Below are 21,521 nucleotides of genomic sequence, written 5' to 3'. Positions count from 1 at the left end.
CCTCCCGAGGACACTACCAAGGAAGTGAGCTTGGGCCGATCCCGCGCTATGGTCGTCCCTCTCGGGAGCCGCCCCCCGAGGAGCCATGAACTTCGTCTTCATCTCCCCGCACTTTCCGCCGCAGTACTTCCACTTCATCACTGCCCTGCGTGAGCGGGGCGTGAACGTCCTCGGCATCGGCGACTCGCCCTACGAGGGGCTCCGTCAGGAGCTGCGCGAGTCGCTGCACGAGTATTTCTTCACCCCCAACCTCAACGACTACGACGCGCTGCTGCGCGCCACCGGCTACCTCACCTGGCGCCATGGCCGCATCGGCCTCATCGAGTCGCTCAACGAGTCCTGGCTGGAGATGGAGGCCCGCCTGCGCGAGGACTTCCACGTCCCCGGCCTTCTTCCGGCCGACATCCAGCGCCTGCGCACCAAGTCCGGCATGGCCGGCGTCTTCAAGGACGCGGGCGTGCCCCACCCCGAGCTGGAGCGCGTCCAGAGCGCCTCCCAGGTGAAGGCCTTCGCCCAGCGCGTCGGCTACCCCCTGGTCCTCAAGCCCGACGTGGGCGTGGGCGCCGCGCACACCTACAAGGTCAGCAGCGACGCCGAGGTGGACAAGGCCCTCGCCCAGCCTCCCGCCATCCCCTATGTGGCCCAGGCCTTCGTCCAGGGCACCATCGTCACCTATGACGGCCTCGTCGACCGAGAGGGCCGCATCCTCTTCACCCTCAGCCACGAGTACAGCGACGGGGTGATGGAGGTGGTGACCGAGAAGCGCGACATCTCCTTCTGGAGCCTCAAGGAGATTCCCGCCGCGCTCGACACGCTGGGCCGCAAGGCCGTGGCCGCGCTCGGCCTGCGCGAGCGCTGGTTCCACCTCGAGTTCTTCCGTCTACCGGATGGCCGCTTCATGGCGCTGGAGGCCAACCTGCGGCCCCCCGGCGGCTTCATGACGGACATGATGAACTACGCCTGCGACATGGACGTGTACCGGCTCTGGGCCCGCGTCGTCACCGGCGACTCCGTGGGCGACCTGCGCGTCACCCCCAAGTACCACGTGTGTCACGTCGCCCGGCGCGCCGGACGCTCCTACCGCCACAGCCACGAGGAGGTGCTGCGCAAGCTCGGGCCCTCGCTGCTGATGCACACCTCGAACCTGCCCGGCGTCTACCAGGCCGCCATGGGCACCCAGATGTACCTCACGCGCCACCTGGACCTGGAGGCCATGCGCCAGGACGTGCGCTTCATCCAGAGTACGATCTAGCCACGGCTCAGGGCGCCTCGCTCCAGGTGAGCAGGAACGTGCTGTGCTCCTCGCTGCCCTCCAGCAGCGTCACCCGGGGCCGCGCCGCGCCGCAGGCGAGCAGCACGCTCTCGAACAGGCCCTCGACGTACCCCAGGGGCTGCTTCGAGTTGATGCTCACCGTGTACTCCATCGGCCCGCGCTCTTCCGCCGAGCCCTCCGTGTAGTTGTCCGTGGAGGACAGCACCTTCGGTAGCCGCAGCACCATGCGCCGTGGCCCGAGCAGCCGCAGCACCCGCAGCGTGGCCTTGCCGATCAACGTCTGCCCGTAGCCCTGCACGTGCCGATGGGCCAGCCGGCGGAAGCCCTCCTCCCGCGGCATTCCCGGGAACGTCTCCTCGACGATGACGTGCAGGCACTTCTGCCACGCCAGCACCGGGAACGCGGGCGGCGGCCGGTCCACGTCCAGCCCCAGGTGCCGCAGCCGCTCGCGCAGCCGGGGCGACACCTGGCCTCCCAGCCCGTGCCGCACCAGCCCCTCCACCACCTCGGTGTAGATGAGGCGGTCCTCGAGCTTCACCAGAGGACGCGCCTTCACGCGCTACCCCAACAGCCAGCGCATCGCGAACGGCAGCCGTCGCTGCCAGTCCCGCTCATGGTGTTGCCCTCCCGGCTCCAGCACCAGAATCACCTCGTGGTCGTGGTAGCCCAGGCGCTTGAGGTGCCCGTAGAACTCGCGGGTGGCCTCCCCGTAGTTGAGCGGCACGTCGCCGGCGTCGATGTGCTCGGTGCTGCCCGCATCCAGGTAGATGCGGCTCCAGCGCTGGGTATGCGCCGTCCACTCTCCGAAGAGCTTGTGCTGATGCCACATCACCGTGGGCGACAGCGCGCCGATGCGCCCGAACACCTCCGGGTACTTCCACCCCAGGTACAGGGAGATGAGGCCGCCCAGCGACGAGCCCATCGTCCCCGTCCACTCCGCGCCCGAGCGCGTGCGGTAGGTGCGGTCCACGTAGGGCTTGAGCTCCTCCACCACGAAGCGCGCGTACCGTGCGCCCTGTCCCTCCTGGTGGCCGTGCGGCCCCTCCCACGGCGAGTACTCGCGGAGCCTGCCGGGCCCCGAGTCCACCGCGACGATGATCCACGGCTCCAGCCGGCCCTCGGACACCATGCCCTCGAGGACCCGGTTGGTACACCACGTGTCGTACAGCGCCGACTCTGGGTGGGCGAACACGTTCTGCCCATCGTGCATGTAGAGCACCGGGTAGCGGTGCTCACTCTGCGCGTCGTAGCCGTCCGGGGTGTAGATGCGAAGGGTTCGGTTGAAGCCCTCTTGGGGCGAGGGAAAGTCGCGGATGATGTGCACGTGGCCCATGTTGCGGACACCGGCCAGCCGGGCAGATGCCAGGCCGCGGCGGTGGAGGCCGCACCATAGATGGCTCCGCACCAGGGGCCAACCGGGGAAAGCGCGCGCGGTTTCCCATTTGATGGATTTCATGCGTCCACCCGGCGTGTGTCCGGGGAGCCGCCCAGGCTTGTCCCCGCTGCACTGTTCACCTCCGCGGGCGGCGCATCGTGCCGATGGGTGCCTCGCCCTTTGGGCTCGCCATGCCCACATTCGCTGACGACGCATGGTGGAAGCAGGAGGACAGGTGGCGCGAGATCCACCCAAGACAGCCATCCTGCCAGGCGAAAGCACCTCGGCAGGCTCGACTCTGGGAGGCGATGGGGACTTCCGGCAGGGAGGGCTGCCCTCATGAACCCGTGGGTCCCAGTGAGCGAGGCCTCCGAAGGCCGGCGAGAGGGCCGCGCGGAGGCGACGGAGCTCTCTCATGGGCCGCGGGCGCGAGACTGCATCCATCTGGTGCTCGCGTCCCTGCCCATCGTCCTCTGGTCCTATGACGTCCAAGGCGTGGTGACGTTGTCCGAGGGACGGGGGCTCCAGGCGCTCGGAGTACAGCCGGGAGAGGTGGTGGGCGCGTCAATCTATGAGCTGTGCGCGGGGCACGCGGAGCTGCTGGGGGCGATTCGGCGGGCCCTCCAGGGCGAGTCGGTCGCGATGGAGCTGGAGTACCGGGGCGTGTGGTTCGACACGCGCTTCATCCCCGAGCGTGGGCCGGACGGCGAGGTGGTGTCCGTCGCGGGCATGGCGCTGGACATCTCCGAGCGGCGGCGGGCCGAGGAGGAGCTGCGCGAGTCCGAGACGCGCTACCGCCTGGCCACCCTGGCCACCAGCGATGCCCTCTGGGACTGGAACATCGCCACCAACGAGGTGCATTGGAGCGAGAACATCCACCGCATCCTGGGCATGGAGCAGGAAGAGGTGGATCCCGCCCTGGAGTGGTGGGTCGAGCGCGTCCACCCCGAGGACCGCGAGCGCGTGCTGAGCGGCCTGCTCCGCTTCATCGACGAGGGCGAGGCCCACTGGGTGGACGAGTACCGCTTCCGGCGCTGGGACGGCTCGTACATCATCGTCAGCGACAAGGGCTACGCGGTGCGGGGCGCGAACGGTCGGGCCTACCGCATGGTGGGGGCCCTGGAGGACATCACCCAGCGCCGGGTGGCCGAGCAGGAGGAGCGGCGGCGCGCCGACTTCGAGCAGCTGCTCATCGGCATCGTCAGCCATGACCTTCGCAACCCCCTCAACGCCATCAGCATGGCCGCCGCGCTGCTGCTCAAGCAGGGCGAGCTGAACGAGGCGCCGCGCCGCTCCGTGCGCCGCATCCTCTCCAGCGCCGAGCGCGCCACGCGGATGCTGCGCGACCTGCTGGACTTCACCCAGGCGCGGCTGGGTGGGGGCATTCCGGTGAAGCCCCGGTCGTTGGACCTGCACGAGCTCACCCGCCAGGTGGTGGAAGAGGTGCAGCAGGCGCATCCGCAGCGCCAGCTCGTGCTGGAGCAGAGCGGCGACGCACAGGGCGAGTGGGACGCGGACCGGCTGGCGCAGCTCATCACCAACCTGGTGAACAACGCGCTCACGTATGGGCCGCAGCACTGCGCGGTGCGCATCCGCACGCAGGGCCGCAAGGACGCGGTGACGCTGTCCGTACACAACCTGGGTGCGCCCATTCCGACGGAGATGCTGCCCCGGCTCTTTCAGCCGCTCAAACGCGGCGAGGCGCGAGGGGGCGGCGGCAGCAGCCACTCCATCGGCCTGGGGCTCTTCATCGTCAAGCACATCGTCGACGCCCACGGGGGGCGCATCTCCGTGTACTCCACCGAGGCGAACGGGACGACGTTCACGGTGCGCTTGCCCCGGCATCCGCCCCGGGCGCGCGGGCCCGCGCGTCGTTGAGCGGCGACGGGGCGCTGGCCGCGGCCCGCAACCAGGGGCGCACCCGGAGCGCCAGGACCAGCGCCAACACCAGGGGCACCGTGCCCGAGAGCGCGAGCGCCGCCCGGGCGCTGGCGTGCTCGAGCAGCACCGCGGTGAGCGCGCTGCCCGCGCCGATGCCCAGCGACCAGCAGGCGCCGTACAGCGAGAAGCCCTCGGCCTGGCGGTCCGCCGGCAGCGCCTGCTGCAAGAGATAGGTGAGCAGCCCCACCAGCGGCGCGAGGAAGAAGCCGGCGGCGATCAGCCACCCCCCAGCGCCCACCACCCCGCGCGTGAGCCCCAGGGGCAGGAGGAGGGCGCCCCACAGCCCCAGGAAGAGCAGCGAGCGCCACACGGCGGCCGAGGTGGAGGCGGGCCGCGCCGCGCTCGCCGAGACCAGCCCTCCCACCGCGCTCGCGGCCGACAGCAGCGCCGCCAGCGCTCCCCACATCTCCGCGCGCGAGCCGAACTGCACCAGCAAGGGCGGCAGCGCCGAGTCCACCGCGCCCCAGCTCACCCCGGCGCCCACCACCGCCACGTACACCAGCAGCGGCAGCCCGTGCACGAAGGGCCCCAACGCCAGGCCCGCGGCGCGCGGGGAGGAGGCCGGAGGCGCCTCACGCGGAGGCAGCAGGCGGCTGGCCAGGGTGGCCAGCACCGCGCCCGCGCTGATGATGCCCAGCGTGAGGCTGACATGGACGAGCGCCAGCGCACCCACCAGCGGCGGGCCGGCGATCCACGTCACCTCGATGAGCACCGCGTCGATGGCGAAGGCGGGCGCCAGCTTCTGGGGGGAGAGGAAAGAGGGCAGCAGCGCACGGTAGGCGCCAAACACGCCTGCGGGGAGGACGCCCATCAGCAGCGAGAGCCCCAGCAGCACCGGCAGCGGCGCGCGGACGGCGCAGGCCACCGCCACCGCGGCGCACAGCCCCGCCAGCAGCAGCAGGGGAAGGCGCATCGCCTCGGGCAGGCGGCGGCGGTCCATCATCCGCCCGCGGAAGGGCGCGGCCACGGCGGCCCCCACCGAATACACGCTCGTCATCCACGCGCCTGCGGCGAACGAGCCCAATGCGGCCTCTCCCGCGAGCAGCAGCGCGAAGGGCATCATCGTCGCGCACAGTCGGGCACATGTGACGGCCAGCACCCAGCGGCGCCAGCTCGCGTCCGCCCACAATTCGCGCTGGGCGCTCAGGCCGCGCGCGGCTCCTTCCTGCCCGGACACCCGCCACCTCCTCCTCGATCCGAGCCCCTTCTACCTCACCGAAGCCGGCGCCGCCCTCCAAGGTGGGGTGGAAGCGACCCCAGAATTTGTGTGCTGAGAGGCATCCCCCTGAAGTCTTTTTCGACCCCACAGGTCACGTCAGCCCCCATGTGCAGACTGCTTCACACTGTGGCTCGCGATCGTAAGGGTTTTCCCCAGGGTCATTTCGTGTCCGGGCCCGCCTTCGTTTGCCCGTGAAGCATTAGAAAAAAACCAGGGAAAAGCAGTGGGAACGGGAAATTCAGCCCTGGAAGAGCTTTCAGAGCTGAAGACCTACATCTGAAGGCCCCAATCTTTCCGCGCGCTTACTCCTGGCATGAACCCTGCTGATATTCACTGTCGGCCGGTAAGAAACCTTACAAGCAAGCGAGAAATGCTTATGCCGACTGTCCGGTTTGCAGGAGCTGGCGCCTTCGTCCCATCCCGGTCCATCAGCAATGAGCGCATCGCCAAGGCGTTCCCGGGGTGGACTGCTGAACACATCCTGGAGAAGACCGGCATCCTCGAGCGGCGCTACCTGTGGGAGATCGACGCACAGGGTAATGCCATTCCGCCGCCGGACGATGACCTGCCGGTGTACCCGGCCACCAGCACGGACATGTGTGAAATCGCCCTGCGGCGGGCGCTGACGCAGGCGGGGGTGGAGGGGCGCGAGCTGGACGCGCTCTTCGTGGTGACGTGTACGCCGGACGAGCTGAACTTCAACCACGACGCCATGCTGCTGCACCGGCGCCTGGGGTGCCGCTCGGACACCTTCGCGCTGGTGGTGGACGATGGGTGCGGCGGCACGCCGTACATCATCGACATGGCCAGCAAGATGATGGAGAGCGGGCGCTTCAAGACGGTGGCGGTGGTGGCCTCCTCGCTGCTGTCGCCGCAGCTCAACCGCGAGGTGTACACCAGCGAGGTGGTGCCGGCGCCGGGCCGCAAGCCGCTCAACGCGTACCTGTCCGCGTACGTGTTCGGCGATGGGGCGGGCGCGGTGGTGCTGCGCGCCGACGGCGAGGAGGGCCAGGGCATCCTCCGGAGCATGTCCGGCAACGCGCACAGCGAGCTGGTGCTGCGGCGCGGGGGCGGGATGATGCGGCTGGCGCACCAGGGGCGCGCGCGCCCGGGGGACATGGCCTTCGTGGTGGATGGGCTGAAGGTGGCCGAGAGCTACTCCATCTACATGCGCCGCTGCATCGAGGGGGCGCTGGCCGAGCACCCGGCGCTGCGCTCCGAGGTGAAGCGCTATTACTTCCACCAGCCCAACAAGCGGCTGATGGATCACTTCGTCCAGAAGGTGGGCCTGCCGGCCGAGCGCGTGGCGATGAACGTCCACCACTACGGCAACACCTCCGCGGCGGGCATGTTGATCCTGCTCGCCGAGGACCTGGAGGCGGGCCGGGTGCGTCTGGGCAGCGGCGACCTGGTGATGGTGGCCGCCGTCGGCGCCAACGTCCATTACGGCGCGCAGTTGGTTCGGCTGTAGCAGCTCTCGTTTTCTCCCGCAGGAGGAAGACCGCCATGCACGTACAGAGTCAGGCCACGGAGATGGGAGCGGGCCTCAACACCGAGGCGCACCTCGAGCGGAACATGGCGCTCGCCATGCCCGATGACACCGCGCGGGGCATGTTCTTCAACGGCGCGCTGGAGGTGGTGCGCTCGTTGGCGGGGGAGGAGGTGGCGCGGCTGTGCCACCAGTCCACCGGGGAGCGCCGCAAGCACGTGGACTTCTTTCGCTACCCGGTGGCGAGCTTCCTGAAGCTGTGCCTGACGGCGGTGCGGCACGTGGGGCCGCGGCTCGGAGGTTGCGAGGCGACGCTGCGCTGGGTGGGGGAGCAGTCCTCGCGCGACTTCCTCACCTCGATGGCGGGCAAGACGGTGCTGGTGCTGGCGGGCGGCAGCGTGAAGCGCGTGCTCGCCCAGGTGCCCTCGAGCTACCGCGCCGCGGTGAGCTACGGCGAGCGGACGCTGGTGTGCGACGGGCAGCGGGGGCGCATGGTCATCAAGCACGACTTCATGCCGCCCGCCTACCACGAGGGCACGCTGCGCGGCACGCTGCTGGCGGCGGGGGCCAAGACGATCCACGTCCAGGGTCAGTCCACCGGGTTGCTCGACAGCGAATATGAGTTCTCCTGGGAGTAGGTGCGTGAGGCCTTCATCCATGTCGCGGCTGGCGGTGGTGCTCGTTGCGTTCGTCCACGTGCTTCCCGGTGTCGCTTCGGCCGGGGAGGTGGTGTTCCAGTTCCGCAGCCAGGAGTCCGCCAAGGCGGAGGACCCCGAGGGCTGCAAGGTGGCGCCGTTCGAGGTGAACGTGCGGCTGCCGGCCGAGGTGCTGGTGGCGGAGAAGCACGGCGCGGACGGCAAGGTGCTGCTCGCGGGGGAGAAGAAGGTGGGCACGGGGCTGGCGTGCGCGCGCATCACCGACCGCACCTTCACCGAGGGCTCGCTGGTGGACTTCTACGCGCGCTTCACGCTGCCCGAGGGCCGCTTCACGGCGGTGGGCAAGTGCATGGTGTCGAGCAACACGGTGCCGCGCGCGGGCGTGGTGCTCGCCAGCTGCGTGCTGAAGCTGACGGAGTTCCCCGCGAAGTACGCGGGCGGCATCATGACGAGCGCGAGCATCTTCAACCCCCAGAACCTGCCCGGCTACCACACCGGCTCCTTCTGGACGCTGCGCGCCTTCGAGGCGGACCCCGCTCCGCCCGCGCCCAAGAAGTAGCCGCGCTGGCCTGCCCACCCGCTCCTCGGTCGAGGGCTTGCCTCGACGCTCGCCCTTGCAGGAGCGGGCGGCAGAGGGGGCAACCCACCCGGGTTGAAAGTGGGAAAGTGGGGGCGCACGCCCCCTTGGGCGGCCATGCGTCTGCGTTTCCATTTCAAGCTGCTGCTTGCGTTCCTCGCCGTGCTCTTGCCGGTGCTGGCGCTGCTGGGCTTCGACTTCCTGTCGGGGGTGCGAAGGACGCAGCACACCATCCTCGAGGCGCAGAGCCTCACGGCGCAGGCCGTCTCCGCGCAGGTGGCGGAGACCTTCGATGCCGCGATCGATCTGGGATGGACCCTGGCCAATGATCCCGTGGTCCAGACCCTGGACCCGTGGCGGCTGGACGCGCACCTGCAGCGGTTGAAGGAGCACAACCCCCGCTATGACGCGATCGGGGTCTACGACGCCGAGGGTGTCAACCGGGGGTGGGGTGATCCGAGCGAGCCTCCGGAGCCGCGCTTGCGGATCGGCGACCGTCCGTACTTCCAGAAGGTGATGGCCACCAATACGCCGGTCATCTCCCAGGTCATCGAGCTGCGGCGCCCCATTCGCACCGCCGTGCTCGTCTCCGTGCCCATTCGCGGCCCCGAGGAGCGGCCCGTGGGTGTCGTCAACGTGGTGCTCCAAACGGCGCTCCTGGAGCAGCGCTACCTGGGCTCCTGGCTCCAGCCTGGGCAGGCGATCTTCCTGACGGACCCCTCGGGCCGGCTGGCCTTCCACACGGGCTACCCCGAGCTGCCCTACTCGCAGAGCGGAGCCTTCCTTCCGTTCGAGCCGCTGCAGGCGGCGCTGGCCGGCACACCCGTGCAGCTCGACCAGTTCGTGAGCCCGCTGAGCAAGGACGCCTCGCTGGGAGCCTTCGTCCCCATCCCCAAGTATGGGTGGGTGGTGGGGGTGACGACGCCGCGCGAGGTCGCCCTGGCGCCGCTCTACGGCTCGCTGCGCACGCAGCTCACCGTGTTCGTCGGCATCCTGCTGTTGAGCACCCTGATGTCGGCGGTGCTGGCCCGCATGCATGCCCGCCCGGTGCGGCAGCTCCAGTCCGTCGCGCAGGCGCTGGGACGGGGTGAGATGCAGCAGCGGGTGTGGATCTCCTCGGGAGACGAGCTGGAGGAGCTGGGCGGAGCCTTCAACGAGATGGCGGCGCGCATCGCCCGGAGGGAGGCGGACGTGGCGCGGCTGCTCGAGCGGGAGTTGGCGCTCTCGCGCATCGGCCAGGCGCTGGTCCGCGAGGTGGAGCTGGATCGGATCGCCCACGTGGCCATCGAGCAGAGCCTCCACGCGCTGGGGGTGGACGCGGTGGGGTTGTGGCTGGCCCGGCCGGAGCAGCGACAGCTCACCCTGGCGGCCTCCCATGGGCTGATGCCGGGGCTTCGGGAGCGCCTGCACCAGCTCTCCTTCGACGAGCCGCTGCTCACGTCCCAGGCCGCGCGGCGCGAGGCCATCCAGGTGGTGGAGAACGTGCTGTCGGAGGACACGCCGGTGTTGGCGCGGGCGCTGGCGCTGGAGGAGGGCTTCCGGGGCATGGTGTCGGTGCCGCTGCACTCGCGGGGGCACCTGGTGGGGGTGATGACGTGCCTCACGTACGCTCCGCGTGTCGTCTCCGCTCGGGAGCGAGAGTTCCACGCCACGGTGGGTCAGTTGTTCGCGGTGGCCATCGAGAAGGCGCGCCTGTTCCAGGAGGTGCGCGAGGCGCTGCGGCTGCGCGAGGAGTTCATGTCGGCGGCGGCCCACGAGCTGCGCACGCCGGTGACGACCATCCACACGTGGGCGGAGATCCTCGAGCGGATGGAGCCGGGCTCGCTGCGGAAGCAGAAGGGGCTGTCGGCCATCATGCGCAGCACGCGGAGGCTCGGCCGGCTGGTGGAGCATCTGCTGGCGGCGGTGTGGATGGCGCCCGGGCTGCCAAGGCTGGAGCGCGAGCGGTTCGATCTGAGGACGCTGGTGGAGGAGCGCATCGAGAGCCTCTCGCGGACCACGGAGCATCCGATCGACTTCGAGGTGAGCGGCACGTGCCTGCTGAACGCCGATCGCCAGCGCATGGGAGAGGTGGTGATGCACCTGCTGGAGAACGCCCTGCGCTACTCGCCGCCCGAGGGGGCTATCGAGGTGCGGCTTTATGGCCTGCGGGGTGAGGCGGTGCTCTCGGTGCGGGACCACGGGCCGGGCATTCCGCTCGAGCGCCAGCCTCATGTCTTCGAGCCGCTCTACGAGCCCTTGCCGCCGGGGGCGGATGGCTACTCAGGGGTGGTAGGGCTGGGGCTGCACCTGAGCCGGCAGATCATCGAGGCGCACGGCGGGCGGCTCTGGGTGGAGAGCACGCCGGGCGAGGGCACGACGTTCCGCTTCAGCGTACCGGTGGAGGAGGCGGAGAGCCCTCGGATCGCCCGGGCCTGAGACGTGGGAGGTGCTACGCGCGCGTGCGGAAGCCCTCGCGAAAGAAGAGCCAGAGCCCCAGCAGCGGCAGCCCCTGGACCATGGAGAGCACCACGGCTCGGCGCACGCCGCTTAGCGGCTGGTTGGCGTGGGTGGAATGAAGGCCAGGGAGGCTTGCGGCTCCACGGCGGAGTCCTGCTCGTGGAAGACTCCGGTGGGGGAGGAGACAGATGGCGACGATCGGATCTCGGGCAACGCAATGCCCGTCATGGGTGATCCCACCCCATGAGGAGAGGTGGCCCCGGTGCGGGTGGGTGGCGCTGGTGGTGCTGATGGGGCTCGTCGGCTGCGCCACGGGCAATGCTGTTCATGAGCCTGGAGCCTATCGGCGGGGCCGCCTGGGCGAACTTCGACAGGACCGTGCTCCTGATAACGCGCCGAGGGCAGGAAGCGGCGGCACTGTCTTCGATCTCTTCGGTGAGAAGAAGGACGAGTTTCAGGTGCTGCAGGAGGCGGCGGGCCTGGAGGCGGGAGCTCGGCATGAGGCGGGAGAGGAACTGGAGGTTGAGGACGCACAAGCGCTGTGGGAGTCACTGGCGCGCACGCAAGCGTCGGTGAAGCACTTTGGCCCCAGGCGCACGCTGGTCGTGTTGCTGCGCCAAGTGCTCACTACAGGGGAGGACGTGTCCTACGAGGAGCTGGTGCAGCGCACCCAGCGCTTCCGCTTCCTGGTGGTGATGCGCCCGGATGGCTACCTGACAGGGACGTTGAGCGGTCGGCCCTTACAGGGCATGGGGCGACTGGTGCTGCGCGAGGGTCGACTGATGGCAGGCCCCTATGAGGTGGGAGCCTTCTATCGGGATCGGGGCGGAGTTTTCCACGCGGTGGATGAAGCGCTTCAACTCTTGCCCCAGCCGGCAGTGGGCGAGTTGGCGCTGGAACGCGACTGGTTCAACGCCGCGCTGGACGGGGCTGAGGATGCATTGGAGGAGATGGTGGTGGGGCTGGCGGGCTTGGTGACCGACCCCATCCGTGGCGTGGAGGGACTGGCCCAGTTGCCCTCCGCCGTGGCGGGCCTCCTCCTCTCTTCCCCTGAGTACTTCGCTCGGTATGGAACGCGGCCGTTGCAGGAGCAGATTCGCGAGGCGGCACGGCTGTCGACGCATCTGGTCATGCTGTACGGGAGCGCGGCTGGCGCCTCGACGAGGGTCAGCACCGCGGGGGCGAAGCTGCCCGTGCTGGCACTCAACGCCGAAGGCGTATTAACGATCGAGCAGGTAGCGGTACCTGGGGGGAGTACGGCAGCGGTGCTCGGAACGGGGGCAGGGGCTGTCTATGTCCTCATGGGGTCTGAGAAAGCCCCGAAGAAGGGTGGCGCATCCTCAGCGGCGGGCGGACCTGGAGAGTGGAAGCACAAGAAGTTCTCGGGCTCCGAGCGCGCTCGGCGCTACCAGGAGCAGATCACCGGTCGCTCCGCGGATGAACTCTATTACATCGAGCGTGTGGAGTACGACGGCTTCAGACAGGGCGTGCTGAAGGAAGCCAAGGCCCCTGGCTACCTCAAGTTATTCGAGAAGGGCGGGCAGCCCGAATATTGGTACAGGAACTCAGGGGAGTTCCAGGGGTTGCTCAACCAGGCCAAGAGGCAGTCGGAAGCCAGACGTGGCCTGCCAGTCGAGTGGCATGTTGCCGAGCAGGAGATGGTCGATATCCTCCGGTACCATTTCAGGCGGGAGCGCATCTCAGGCATCGAGGTTCTCTACACGCCGCCGGTGCCCTGAGGAGTGAAGCGCCATGTTGGAAGAGACCTACTACCTGGGGGCTTATTGGGGCGCTCGACGTGAAGAAGTCGGAGAGTGCTCCCGGCGCGCGGAGCTCTTCTTCCACATGCTGGCGCGGTGTGATGTCTCTCTCGGACAGTGGTATCGCAGCGGCCGAGTGCCGCGCGGCACGCCGGGCCATCTGGTGCGGACAAATGACCGTGGAGCGCTGGAGGAGTTGTTCCTGCGCGGCAGGAATCGGACGGATCTCCACGAGCGGGTGATCGAGGCTCTTGGCTTTAGCCTTGACGTCTGGAACCAACTGCCTGATGCCAAGGCGGCGAAGCTGAGTATCAACTGCGGCGTCTTCTCAGAGGAGATCAGCAACACGTGCATCGTGGAGCTGCCCAGCCAGGGAGAGGCCGTGGAGCGGATGCTGAGCCTCCCAACGCTCATTCAGGTGCTCACCTCCATGGTTATTGCCTGGGACCCAGACTGGGGCGTGGTCAACACCAACCGTGCGCTCATGGAGCTTGTGCCCCGCGGCGATGAACGAACTTCGGACGTGGGCTGGGTGACGTACCTTGCGCACCGCCGAGGCACCGTGCCGCCCCTTCCCGCCCCTGTACGAATTGAACCGGTGGGTGAACTCGGCATGCTCGTCATCCTCACCCCCGAGCGCTTCACCGCCTCCAACCCCGAGCACATCGCCCTGGGCCGCCGCGTGCATGAATTGCTGGACAGGGCAGGACTGCTGAAGCCCCTGCCCTCCTGAAGCTTTCCGGGCCATGCCACAAGTGTGGCACTTTTGCACCCCACGTCCGGGTCGGCAGGCGGCTTGAAATGAGGCGCCCTGCTGCCGCACGCTGTCGTCCCGCCGACATCCATCGCTGTCCCAACCCCTCCAGGGGAGTCCCGTGATGCTGCCTGTACTCCTGGCCCTTCTCCTCACCCAGAGTGGCAACCCCCGCCAGACGGGCGTCCCCATCGGCTCGGGCACGAAGCTGGCCAAGGTCACCCTCACCGCCCCCACCGGCGGCTGGACCGTGGATCGGATGATGCTCGTGGAGGGCACCCTCAGCGACACCAGCATCGACCCCGTCGTCGTCTCCATCAACGGAGACCGCTACCTGATGCGCACCCACAACGGGCGCTTCAGCCGCAAGTTCCCCGCCGCCAGCGGCAAGAACATCGTCACCGTCATGGCCACCAACAAGGCCGGCACCGCGCGCGCCCAGGTGACGACGTACGCGCAGATTCCTCCCGTGCCGATGAAGGCCATCCTCACCAGCGACACCGAGGGCGTCTACACGGACCTCCACATCTACGAGCCCACCAGCGAGAGCGACGCCGGCGGCACCATCGACGGCGCGAAGATGGCGCACGTGTACTGGGCCGACACGGCCAGCCCCAGCGGTGGCACCTTCTTCCTCAACGAGCAGGGCGGCGACTTCGATCAGCCCGCCTACGGCCCCTACCTCTATATCCACCGCGCCCCGCCCAAGGGCGTCTACCTGATCGCCACCAACTACTGGCCCAGCGGCGACAAGGCCCACACCGTGGCCACGCTCAACGTCGCCCTCTTCGAGGGCACTCCTGGCGAGGTGCGCCGCATGGTGCGCATCCCCCTGGCCACTCCGGGTACCACGCGCGTGCTCGCCTGGGTGAACATCCTCGGCGACAACCAGGCCGAGGTGTACGTGCCGTCGCAGGACCCCGCGCCCAAGCACCCCTCCTGGCCCTCCAACCTCGACTCGGTCGCCAGCGAAGTCTCCGCCGGCAACTCCGGCGGCTACGGAGACGAAGGTGGCTACGAGGGCGAGAGCGAAGAAGGGTACTGACCGCCTCGCCGCCGCGCATGCTCTCCCTGGCCCTCACCCTGGCGCTCGCCGCCGCTCCGACTCCGGCACCGGCGGCTTCCGCCGCGCCCGAGACGCCCGCCGCCTCCTCCGAGTCGCGCGAGGCGCGAGACGTGCTCTTGCTCCGCGAGCTGGGACAAGTGGCGCTGGCGCAGGTCCGGAAGATGGATCCGCTCTGGCACCCGGAGCAGCGCGACTGCGCGGGGCTGGTGCGCTTCGCCTACCGCAGCGCGCACAAGCGCTTCTTCCCCGAGCGGCTCGCCCGGCCCCTGTGGCTCGATGCGCGAGGCCAGCCCGCGGACTTCGCGGACGCGGAGACGCTGCTCTCGCGCAGCTTCGCGCCGCTGGGCCGGGATGAGGCCACGCTCGAGACGCTGCGCACCGGGGACCTGCTGGCCTTCCGCCAGGAGCAGGAGGCCGGCCCCGTCTTCCACCTCATGTTGGTGGTGCGCCCGCAGGACAAGGCGCATGCGCCGGCGCGCGTCGTCTATCACCCGGGTGAGAAGGGCGCCGCCGTGCGCACCGGCGTGCTGCACCAGCTCGCCACCGAGGCGCCCGTCGAGTGGCGCCCCGTGCCCCAGAACACCGCCTTCCTCGGCTTCTTCCGCTTCAAGGAGTGGACTCCATGAGCTCTCCGGAAAACCCCACGGGCGCGCCAACGCCCTCGGAGCCGCCGCCTCCGGCTCCGCCGCCCTCCGACAAGGGCTTCCCCAAGGGGCTCCTCATCGGCCTCGTCAGCGTGCTGGTGGGCGGCGCGGTGGCCGGCGCCTTCGTGCTGGGCCGCCGCAGCGCGGGCCCCGACGGCACCGACAGCCCCTCTTCCTCCACGGGCTCGGGCCCGGGGGGCTCGGGCATCCCCAGCGCCGGCGCCAAGGTGGAGGGCAAGCCGCCCTCGCCCGGCACCAAGACATTATATGTGGGCAGCCAGGGCACGCCCGCCGTCTGGGTGGACGTGTACGCGCCGGCCAAGGTGCGCCAGGCCCTCGTGGACAACCGCTGGCTCCAGGAGCAGATGAAGAAGCCGCTGGGCCAGGGCTTCGCCAGCTCCTGGGCCGCCTTCTTCGGCTCCACGGGTGAGGACCTGGGCGCCTCCTTCAAGGGCGCGGTGTTCGACGTGGTGGCGGGCCAGCTCCTGGACTCGCCCTTCCGCGCGCTGTGGTTCGTCGGCCCCAGCGACACGAACGCGCCGGCCCTCATCATCCCCAGCCCCAGCAGCACCACCACCGCCGCCTACGAGGCCATGGAGAAGGTGGCCGAGCGCGGTGACTTCAAGGCCTCCAACTGCCCCTCCGGCGCCAGCCCCTCCGTCACGGCGCCCCAGGAGGGCTTCCGCGTGTCCCGCTGGCTCGTCGCCGAGCAGTCGCTGTACGTGGGCCGTACCGCCGACCGCATGGTGGTGGCACGGCAGCCGGAGATGGTGCTGCGCGGCCTGTGCGTCGAGCTGGAGCGACTGGCGGCTCCCAAGGGCGTGGACCTGGAGCTGGGCTTCAACAACCAGGTCCTCGGCCGAGAGATGGTGTACGTCAGCCAGGCGCTGGGGCTGGAGAACGGCACCCGGCTGCAGTTCGCCGCCGAGGGCTCGAAGCTGGTGGCACGCGGCATCGCCGGTCCGCTCACCGAGAAGGTGCGGCTGGACGCGGCGCCGCTCTCGGATGATCTGCTGAAGCTGGTGCCCTCGGACATGCCGGTGCTCATCGCGCTGCAGCTCAAGCTGCCCGAGTCGCTCGAGGGCTCCAAGGTGAAGGCCTACTGGGCGGGTGAGGACCCCGGCCAGGTGCGCACGCGCCAGGTGGCGTTCGTGTGGCACCCGCGCGGGGATGCGGACCTGGAGCACGAGTTCGCCATCCTCTGGGGCCGCGCGAGCGACGCGCCCGCGCTGCAGAACATGTTCAACGGAGGCAACACGCTGGCGCAGGGCTCGTTCTGCAACCACCAGGTGCTGGCCTCCAACGAGGAGGTGCTCGGGCGGCTGCAGAAGGCCTGCAACGGCCAGAGCCCCAACCTGCTCAACGCGGCGGGCCCGGTGGTGTCGGGGCTGCGCGCGCCGGGCTCGGTGACGGTGGGAGTGAACATGGGGCCGCTGCTCAGCGGGCTCCTGGCCGACGGGTACTGGTCGGATCAACAGCTGGGCAAGGGCAAGCCACTGCCGGCCACGGGGCCGGACGAGATCGAGGAAGCCCGACGCGACCTCGAGACGCTGCCGTACGTGGGCCTGCGCGGCACGGTGCAGGGTGATTCGCTGGTTCCGGGAGGGTTTGGATCATGAAGGTCTCCATGCGCTTTGGCCTGCTGGCGGCGCTGACGCTGGCCGGAGTCGCGGCCGCCAAGCCGCTGTACATCACCGTGCCTCGCGCCTACGGCCCCGAGGAGCCGGTGGCGGTGGACGTGGCCTTCGACAGCAAGGGCCCCGTGGAGCTGCGGGTGCTCAAGCCGGACAACCTGAGCGCCTTCATCCAGGCGCAGCAGGACATGCGCCGGGCGTACGAGGAGCCGCCCTTGCTGGAGAACCCCGGGCGCGCGCTGAGCCGCGGCTTCAACGCGGTGCGCCTGCCCACCACGTACCTGCTCTACTCCTTCAGCACGGAGTTCCGTGACGCCGTCTCCCCGGCGCTGCCGCCGCGCGGGCCCGAAGACACGCCGCCCGCGCTCAATGAGATGGCGCAGGGCCCCGAGAAGCTGGTGGGCGTGCCGGCGGGCTTCACCGTGGCGCGCAGCCAGTGGCTCAACCTGGACCTGGGCGGCGCGGGCACGGACTTCAGCGTGCCGGGCTTCTCCACGTGGGGCGGCGGCGGCTTCCAGGAGCGCCGGGTGATGCTGGCCCCGCTGCCAGCGGGCACCTACGTGCTCCAACTCGTGCAGGGCAAGGTGGAGGGCCAGGTGGTGCTCGTCGTCACCGACCTCACCGTGCAGATGAAGCAGACGGACAACCAGGTGCTGGTGCGCGTGGCGGGCCGGGACCAGAAGCCGCGCGTGGGCGCGCAGGTGAAGATGTACCTGCCCACGGGCGAGGGCCCCACGGGCACCACGAACGACAAGGGCGAGGTGACGCTGGCGGTGTCCGAGCCGCGCGTGCTCGCCACCGCCACGGTGGGCCAGGACACGGCCCTGGTGGACACGGACTTCTACTCCTCGCTCGCGGTGGCGCCGGACGTCTTCATCTATAGCGATCGGCCCATCTACAAGCCGGGCGACACGGTGAAGTTCCGGGGCTTGGTGCGCCAGCCGGACACCTTCCTCGCGCGCCTCTTCACCCCGAAGAAGAAGGAGGTGGCGGTGAAGCTCACCTCCGCCGAGGGGCGCGAGGTGACGACGCGCGCGGCGGTGGACGAGTTCGGCAGCTTCCACGGCACCATGGCCGTGCCGGAGGACCTGGGCACTGGCGTGCTGCGCGTGACAGCCGCGGTGGACGAGCAGTCGCACCAGGGCGAGGCGCGCGTGCAGGACTACGTGAAGCCGACGTTCTACCTGGAGCTCACTCCGGAGAAGGAGAACATCGTCCCGGGCCAGCCGTTGAAGGCCACGGTGAAGGCGCGGCGCTACGCGGGCGGCGTGCCCGAGGGCGCGCGCTATGAGGTGTTCCTCTACCGCTCGCTGCTGGACGCGCCCGCCTGGGTGGATGACGCGGGCAAGGGCGGTGGGGGCAGCGCGGTGACGTACGGCTCCACCTCCAGCACCGAGGGCAAGCTCAGCGTGCCCGAGCGCCTCTACTCCACGGTGGCCGAGCGCGGCGCGGGCGAGGACCCGTGGTCCAGCGCGCCCAAGTTCGACGAGAACGGTGAGGCCGTCATTGAAATTAACGTGCCTCCTCTGGCAGCGGGCGAGGAGCGGCTGCCGTACCGCTACACGCTCACGGTGCGCGCGAGGGATGACCAGGAGACGTTCGCCAACGCCACGGCTCCGTTCTTCCTCTCGGACGTGGAGGTGTTCGGCGCGGGCAGCTTCTCGGAGGCGGTGGTGAAGAAGGGCGGCGAGGCGACGCTGGCGGTGCGCGCCACCACGCTGTCGGGCAAGCCCTACGGCGCCACGCAGGCCGAAGTGGAGTTCGTACTGCGCAAGGCGGATGACACCGAGAAGAGCCTGGCCAAGCGCACCTTCACCACGGGTCCGGACGGGGTCCACCGCGAGAAGGTGCCCACGGACGAAGTGGGCACGGTGCTGGCCCGGATGACGGTCAAGGACAAGAACGGCAAGGCGTGGGAGGGCGAGCAGTCCATGCTCGTCATCGGCGGCAGTGACGAGCCGGTGGCGAAGGTGGCCAACCTCACGCTGGCCTCGCTGTCCGGCACGCTGTCGCCGGGGGACTCGGCGCAGCTGGTGGGCCTGCTGCCCGACAGCTGGGGCCCGGGTGGCAAGAACGGAGGCCCGGTGTGGCTCACGTTCACCGGCGCGGGGCTGTACGGCACGCAGGTGGTGAACCTGGAGGGCCGCACGCTGGTCCACAGCTTCCCGGTGGAGAAGCGCTTCGGCAGCGCGGTGTACGCCTCCGTGGCGTACCCGACGAGCTCCGGCCGCTGGGAGGAGCGCACGGTGTCCTTCCGCATCGTCCCGGCCGAGCGCACCCTCTCGGTGAAGCTGACGCCCCGGCGCGCCGAGGCCGCGCCGCTCACCGAGCAGGTCATCGATGTGCGGGTGACGGACCACGAGGGCAACGGCGTGGTGTCTCAGCTCTCGGTGGGCGTGGTGGACAAGGCCGTCTACGCCATCCAGACAGAGTTCCGCCCCAAGGTGCTGGACTTCTTCTACCCGCCGGCGCGCAACAACGTGTCCAACTTCTACTCGGCCGAGTTCCAGGGCTACGGCTACGGCGAGGCGCTGGCGCGCAAGATGGCGGGGTTGCCGAACCACTCCTTCGCCTCGGTGAAGCCGCCCACGCGGAAGGCCAAGGACGAGGAGCGCGACACGGCGCACTGGCAGCCGGATGTGGTGACCGACCGCGACGGGCGCGCCACGGTGCGCTTCAAGCTGCCCTCCAACCAGACGCTCTGGGTGGTGACGGCGGTGGCGGCGGACACCTCGGGCCGGTTCGGCGAGGGCACCTCCGAGTTCGCCACGCGCGGCGGGCTCAACCTGTACGCCGCGCTGCCGCAGTTCCTGCGCGCGGGCGATGAGGCGTTCGCCTCGGTGCGCCTGTCGGCGGGCCAGGCCTCCAAGGGCAGCCAGCTGCTCGACGTGAAGCTGGCGGCGGCGGGCATGCTCCAGGCCAACACCCAGCAGCAGAAGGTGGAGCTGGGCCAGGGCGGCGAGCAGGTGATTGGTCTGCAGATCAAGGCCACCCAGCCGGGCAGCGCGGAGCTGGCGGTGGACGTGACGGGCGGCAAGGAGCCGCTGAAGGACCGGCGCGCGGTGCCGGTGCGTCCGGCCGCGCTGGAGGAGCCGGTGAAGGTGTCCTCCTGGGGCGGTGGCGAGCTGTCGCTGCAGGCACCGGCCTCCGCGACGCTGACGGACGTGCAGCTGGTGCTCCAGCCCTCGCTGGTGGACGCGGCGCTCACCAACGTGCGCGAACTGCTCACCTACCCGTACGGCTGCCTGGAGCAGCTCGTCTCCACCACGGTGCCGAACGTGGCGCTCTTCCAGACGCTCAAGAAGGTGGACGCGCTGGAGAAGCTCGACCCCGAGAGCCAGGCGCTGCTGGCCGAGGCGCGCAGCCGCTCGGTGCAGGGCACCGCGCGGATCCTCTCCCTGTCGGTGAAGGGCGGCGGCTTCACCTGGTTCGGCGGCTACAACACGCCCAACCTGCCGATGACGCTCATCGCCCTGGACGGACTGGCCTACGCGGTGGACGCGGGGCTGGTGGAGGCCAATGACCCGCGCATCGCCGACAGCGCGCGCTGGCTGGAGGCGCAGGAGAACCTGCCCTTCGAGTACGACGCCACGCGCGCGTACGTGCTGTCCCGGCTGTACGGCGAGCGGCAGGCGGCGCGGGTGCGCGCGCTGCTCGACCGGGCGACGCCGGGGGAGCTCTACCCGCTGGCGCTCGCGGTGCTGGCGGCGGAGAAGGCGGGCGTCATGAAGGAGCCCACGCTGCAGGCCCGCGTGGACGCGCTGGTGACGGCGAGCAACGAGGGCTTCGTGCGGCTGGCGGGCATGAACACGGACGGGGAGGGCGAGGAGGCCTTCTTCCGCTATCCGCTGCGGCGCGTGGGCCTCACGGCGCTGCTCGCCCACGCGGCCTCCTTCGGCAAGCTGGACGTGGACAAGGCGCGCCGGAGCCTGCTGGAGCTGCTCAGCCGGCCGAACCTCTCCACGTTCGATCGGAGCACGGCGCTGCTGCACTCGCTGTGGCTCATCGAGCGGGACGCGAAGGCCTTCAAGCAACTGCCGCCGCCGCAGGTGAAGGGCGCCAAGGGCACGGTGAGCTTCGCGCCTCGGGGCATGGGCCTGGTGGCCACGCTGGAGCCGGGCACGCGCTCGGTGAACGTGGCCGCGTTCGACGGAGTGGCCACGCTGCGGGCCACCACGCTCACGCCGCTGCCTGATGTGCAGCCGCGCGCCGAGGGCATGAGCATCGAGCGCCGCTACTGGGTGCTGCGCGACAGCGGCAAGGTGCCGCTGGCCTCCGGAGAGCAGGTGGCGCAGGGCGAGGAAGTCTTCGTGGAACTCATCCTCGACGCGCGCGGGGACAACAAGGCGCGCTCGGCCTACTACGTGGTGGAGGACGCGGTGCCCGCAGGCTTCGTGCCGCTCATCGAGGACAAGGAGTTCCGGGGCGCGCCGCACTCGCTGGCCCTGGCGCCCGAGGCCCTCAAGCGGCGCGTGCTGAGCCCGGAGCGGGCGACGTTCTTCTTCGAGGAGCCGGCGTGGTGGAGCGACAGCCCGCGCACGGTGGGCTACGTCATGCGGGCCCAGTTCGCGGGCTCCTTCACGGCGCCTCCGGCCTCCATCGAGGACATGTATGTCACCAGCCTCCGGGGCCGGACGAAGTCGGACGTGCTGGCGGTGAAGCCCTCCGAGAAGCCGCGGGGGGACTGGTAGCCG

At 69.9% G+C, this 21,521-nt stretch carries 15 protein-coding genes; 12 read left to right on the top strand and 3 right to left on the bottom strand.

Annotated elements, in window-relative coordinates:
* Positions 1-85 precede the first annotated feature (85 nt).
* The gene (locus SYV04_RS06215) at positions 86-1,252 is read left to right on the top strand and encodes an ATP-grasp domain-containing protein (protein ID WP_321544689.1); all 1,167 of its coding nucleotides are present in this window, start codon (positions 86-88) and stop codon (positions 1,250-1,252) included.
* A gap of 7 nt (positions 1,253-1,259) precedes the next feature.
* On the opposite strand, the gene SYV04_RS06210 is transcribed toward SYV04_RS06215, so the two are convergent.
* Positions 1,260-1,829, bottom strand: coding sequence for a DUF2378 family protein (locus SYV04_RS06210; RefSeq protein ID WP_321544688.1), 570 nt, complete (start codon positions 1,827-1,829; stop codon positions 1,260-1,262).
* 3 nt (positions 1,830-1,832) lie between these two features.
* Positions 1,833-2,606: an alpha/beta hydrolase gene (locus SYV04_RS06205; protein ID WP_321544687.1), complete on the bottom strand. Its 774-nt coding sequence runs from the start codon at positions 2,604-2,606 to the stop codon at positions 1,833-1,835.
* Positions 2,607-2,987: 381 nt separating this feature from the next.
* On the opposite strand from SYV04_RS06205, the gene SYV04_RS06200 reads away from it, so the two are divergent.
* Complete coding sequence (locus SYV04_RS06200; protein WP_321544686.1) at positions 2,988-4,526, top strand: sensor histidine kinase; 1,539 nt, start codon at positions 2,988-2,990, stop codon at positions 4,524-4,526.
* On the opposite strand, the gene SYV04_RS06195 is transcribed toward SYV04_RS06200, so the two are convergent.
* The gene (locus SYV04_RS06195) at positions 4,471-5,766 is read right to left on the bottom strand and encodes an MFS transporter (RefSeq protein ID WP_321544685.1); all 1,296 of its coding nucleotides are present in this window, start codon (positions 5,764-5,766) and stop codon (positions 4,471-4,473) included. The two genes, SYV04_RS06200 and SYV04_RS06195, sit on opposite strands and share 56 nt — an antisense overlap.
* 418 nt (positions 5,767-6,184) lie before the next feature.
* On the opposite strand from SYV04_RS06195, the gene SYV04_RS06190 reads away from it, so the two are divergent.
* The 10 genes from SYV04_RS06190 (at position 6,185) to SYV04_RS06145 (ending at position 21,518) form a co-directional block, all read left to right on the top strand.
* The gene (locus SYV04_RS06190) at positions 6,185-7,279 is read left to right on the top strand and encodes a 3-oxoacyl-ACP synthase III family protein (protein ID WP_321544684.1); all 1,095 of its coding nucleotides are present in this window, start codon (positions 6,185-6,187) and stop codon (positions 7,277-7,279) included.
* Positions 7,280-7,314: 35 nt separating this feature from the next.
* Positions 7,315-7,935 (top strand): DUF2378 family protein, encoded by a 621-nt coding sequence (locus SYV04_RS06185; protein ID WP_321544683.1) that lies wholly within the window; start codon positions 7,315-7,317, stop codon positions 7,933-7,935.
* A 4-nt stretch (positions 7,936-7,939) separates the two neighbouring features.
* The gene (locus SYV04_RS06180; protein WP_321544682.1) at positions 7,940-8,512 is read left to right on the top strand and encodes a hypothetical protein; all 573 of its coding nucleotides are present in this window, start codon (positions 7,940-7,942) and stop codon (positions 8,510-8,512) included.
* A 135-nt stretch (positions 8,513-8,647) separates the two neighbouring features.
* Entirely contained in the window at positions 8,648-10,948 is a 2,301-nt protein-coding gene (locus tag SYV04_RS06175) for a sensor histidine kinase (protein ID WP_321544681.1), read from the top strand.
* Positions 10,949-11,241: 293 nt separating this feature from the next.
* Entirely contained in the window at positions 11,242-12,708 is a 1,467-nt protein-coding gene (locus tag SYV04_RS06170) for a Tox-REase-5 domain-containing protein (RefSeq protein ID WP_321544680.1), read from the top strand.
* Between the two features lie 13 nt (positions 12,709-12,721).
* The gene (locus tag SYV04_RS06165; RefSeq protein ID WP_321544679.1) at positions 12,722-13,462 is read left to right on the top strand and encodes an immunity 52 family protein; all 741 of its coding nucleotides are present in this window, start codon (positions 12,722-12,724) and stop codon (positions 13,460-13,462) included.
* 145 nt (positions 13,463-13,607) lie between these two features.
* Entirely contained in the window at positions 13,608-14,528 is a 921-nt protein-coding gene (locus tag SYV04_RS06160) for a DUF2135 domain-containing protein (protein WP_321544678.1), read from the top strand.
* A gap of 17 nt (positions 14,529-14,545) precedes the next feature.
* Positions 14,546-15,175: a DUF1175 family protein gene (locus SYV04_RS06155; protein WP_321544677.1), complete on the top strand. Its 630-nt coding sequence runs from the start codon at positions 14,546-14,548 to the stop codon at positions 15,173-15,175.
* Positions 15,172-16,812, top strand: coding sequence for a hypothetical protein (locus SYV04_RS06150; RefSeq protein WP_321544676.1), 1,641 nt, complete (start codon positions 15,172-15,174; stop codon positions 16,810-16,812). The genes SYV04_RS06155 and SYV04_RS06150 overlap by 4 nt, the downstream gene beginning before the upstream one ends.
* A complete protein-coding gene (locus SYV04_RS06145) occupies positions 16,809-21,518 on the top strand; it encodes an MG2 domain-containing protein (RefSeq protein WP_321544675.1) in 4,710 nt (1,569 codons plus the stop codon). The genes SYV04_RS06150 and SYV04_RS06145 overlap by 4 nt, the downstream gene beginning before the upstream one ends.
* The last annotated feature ends 3 nt before the right edge of the window (positions 21,519-21,521 follow it).

This window comes from Hyalangium ruber (assembly GCF_034259325.1).
Classification (GTDB): domain Bacteria; phylum Myxococcota; class Myxococcia; order Myxococcales; family Myxococcaceae; genus Hyalangium_A; species Hyalangium_A rubrum.
Note: the sequence above shows the minus strand (reverse complement) of the source record. Positions and strands in the feature narration are given on the sequence as shown.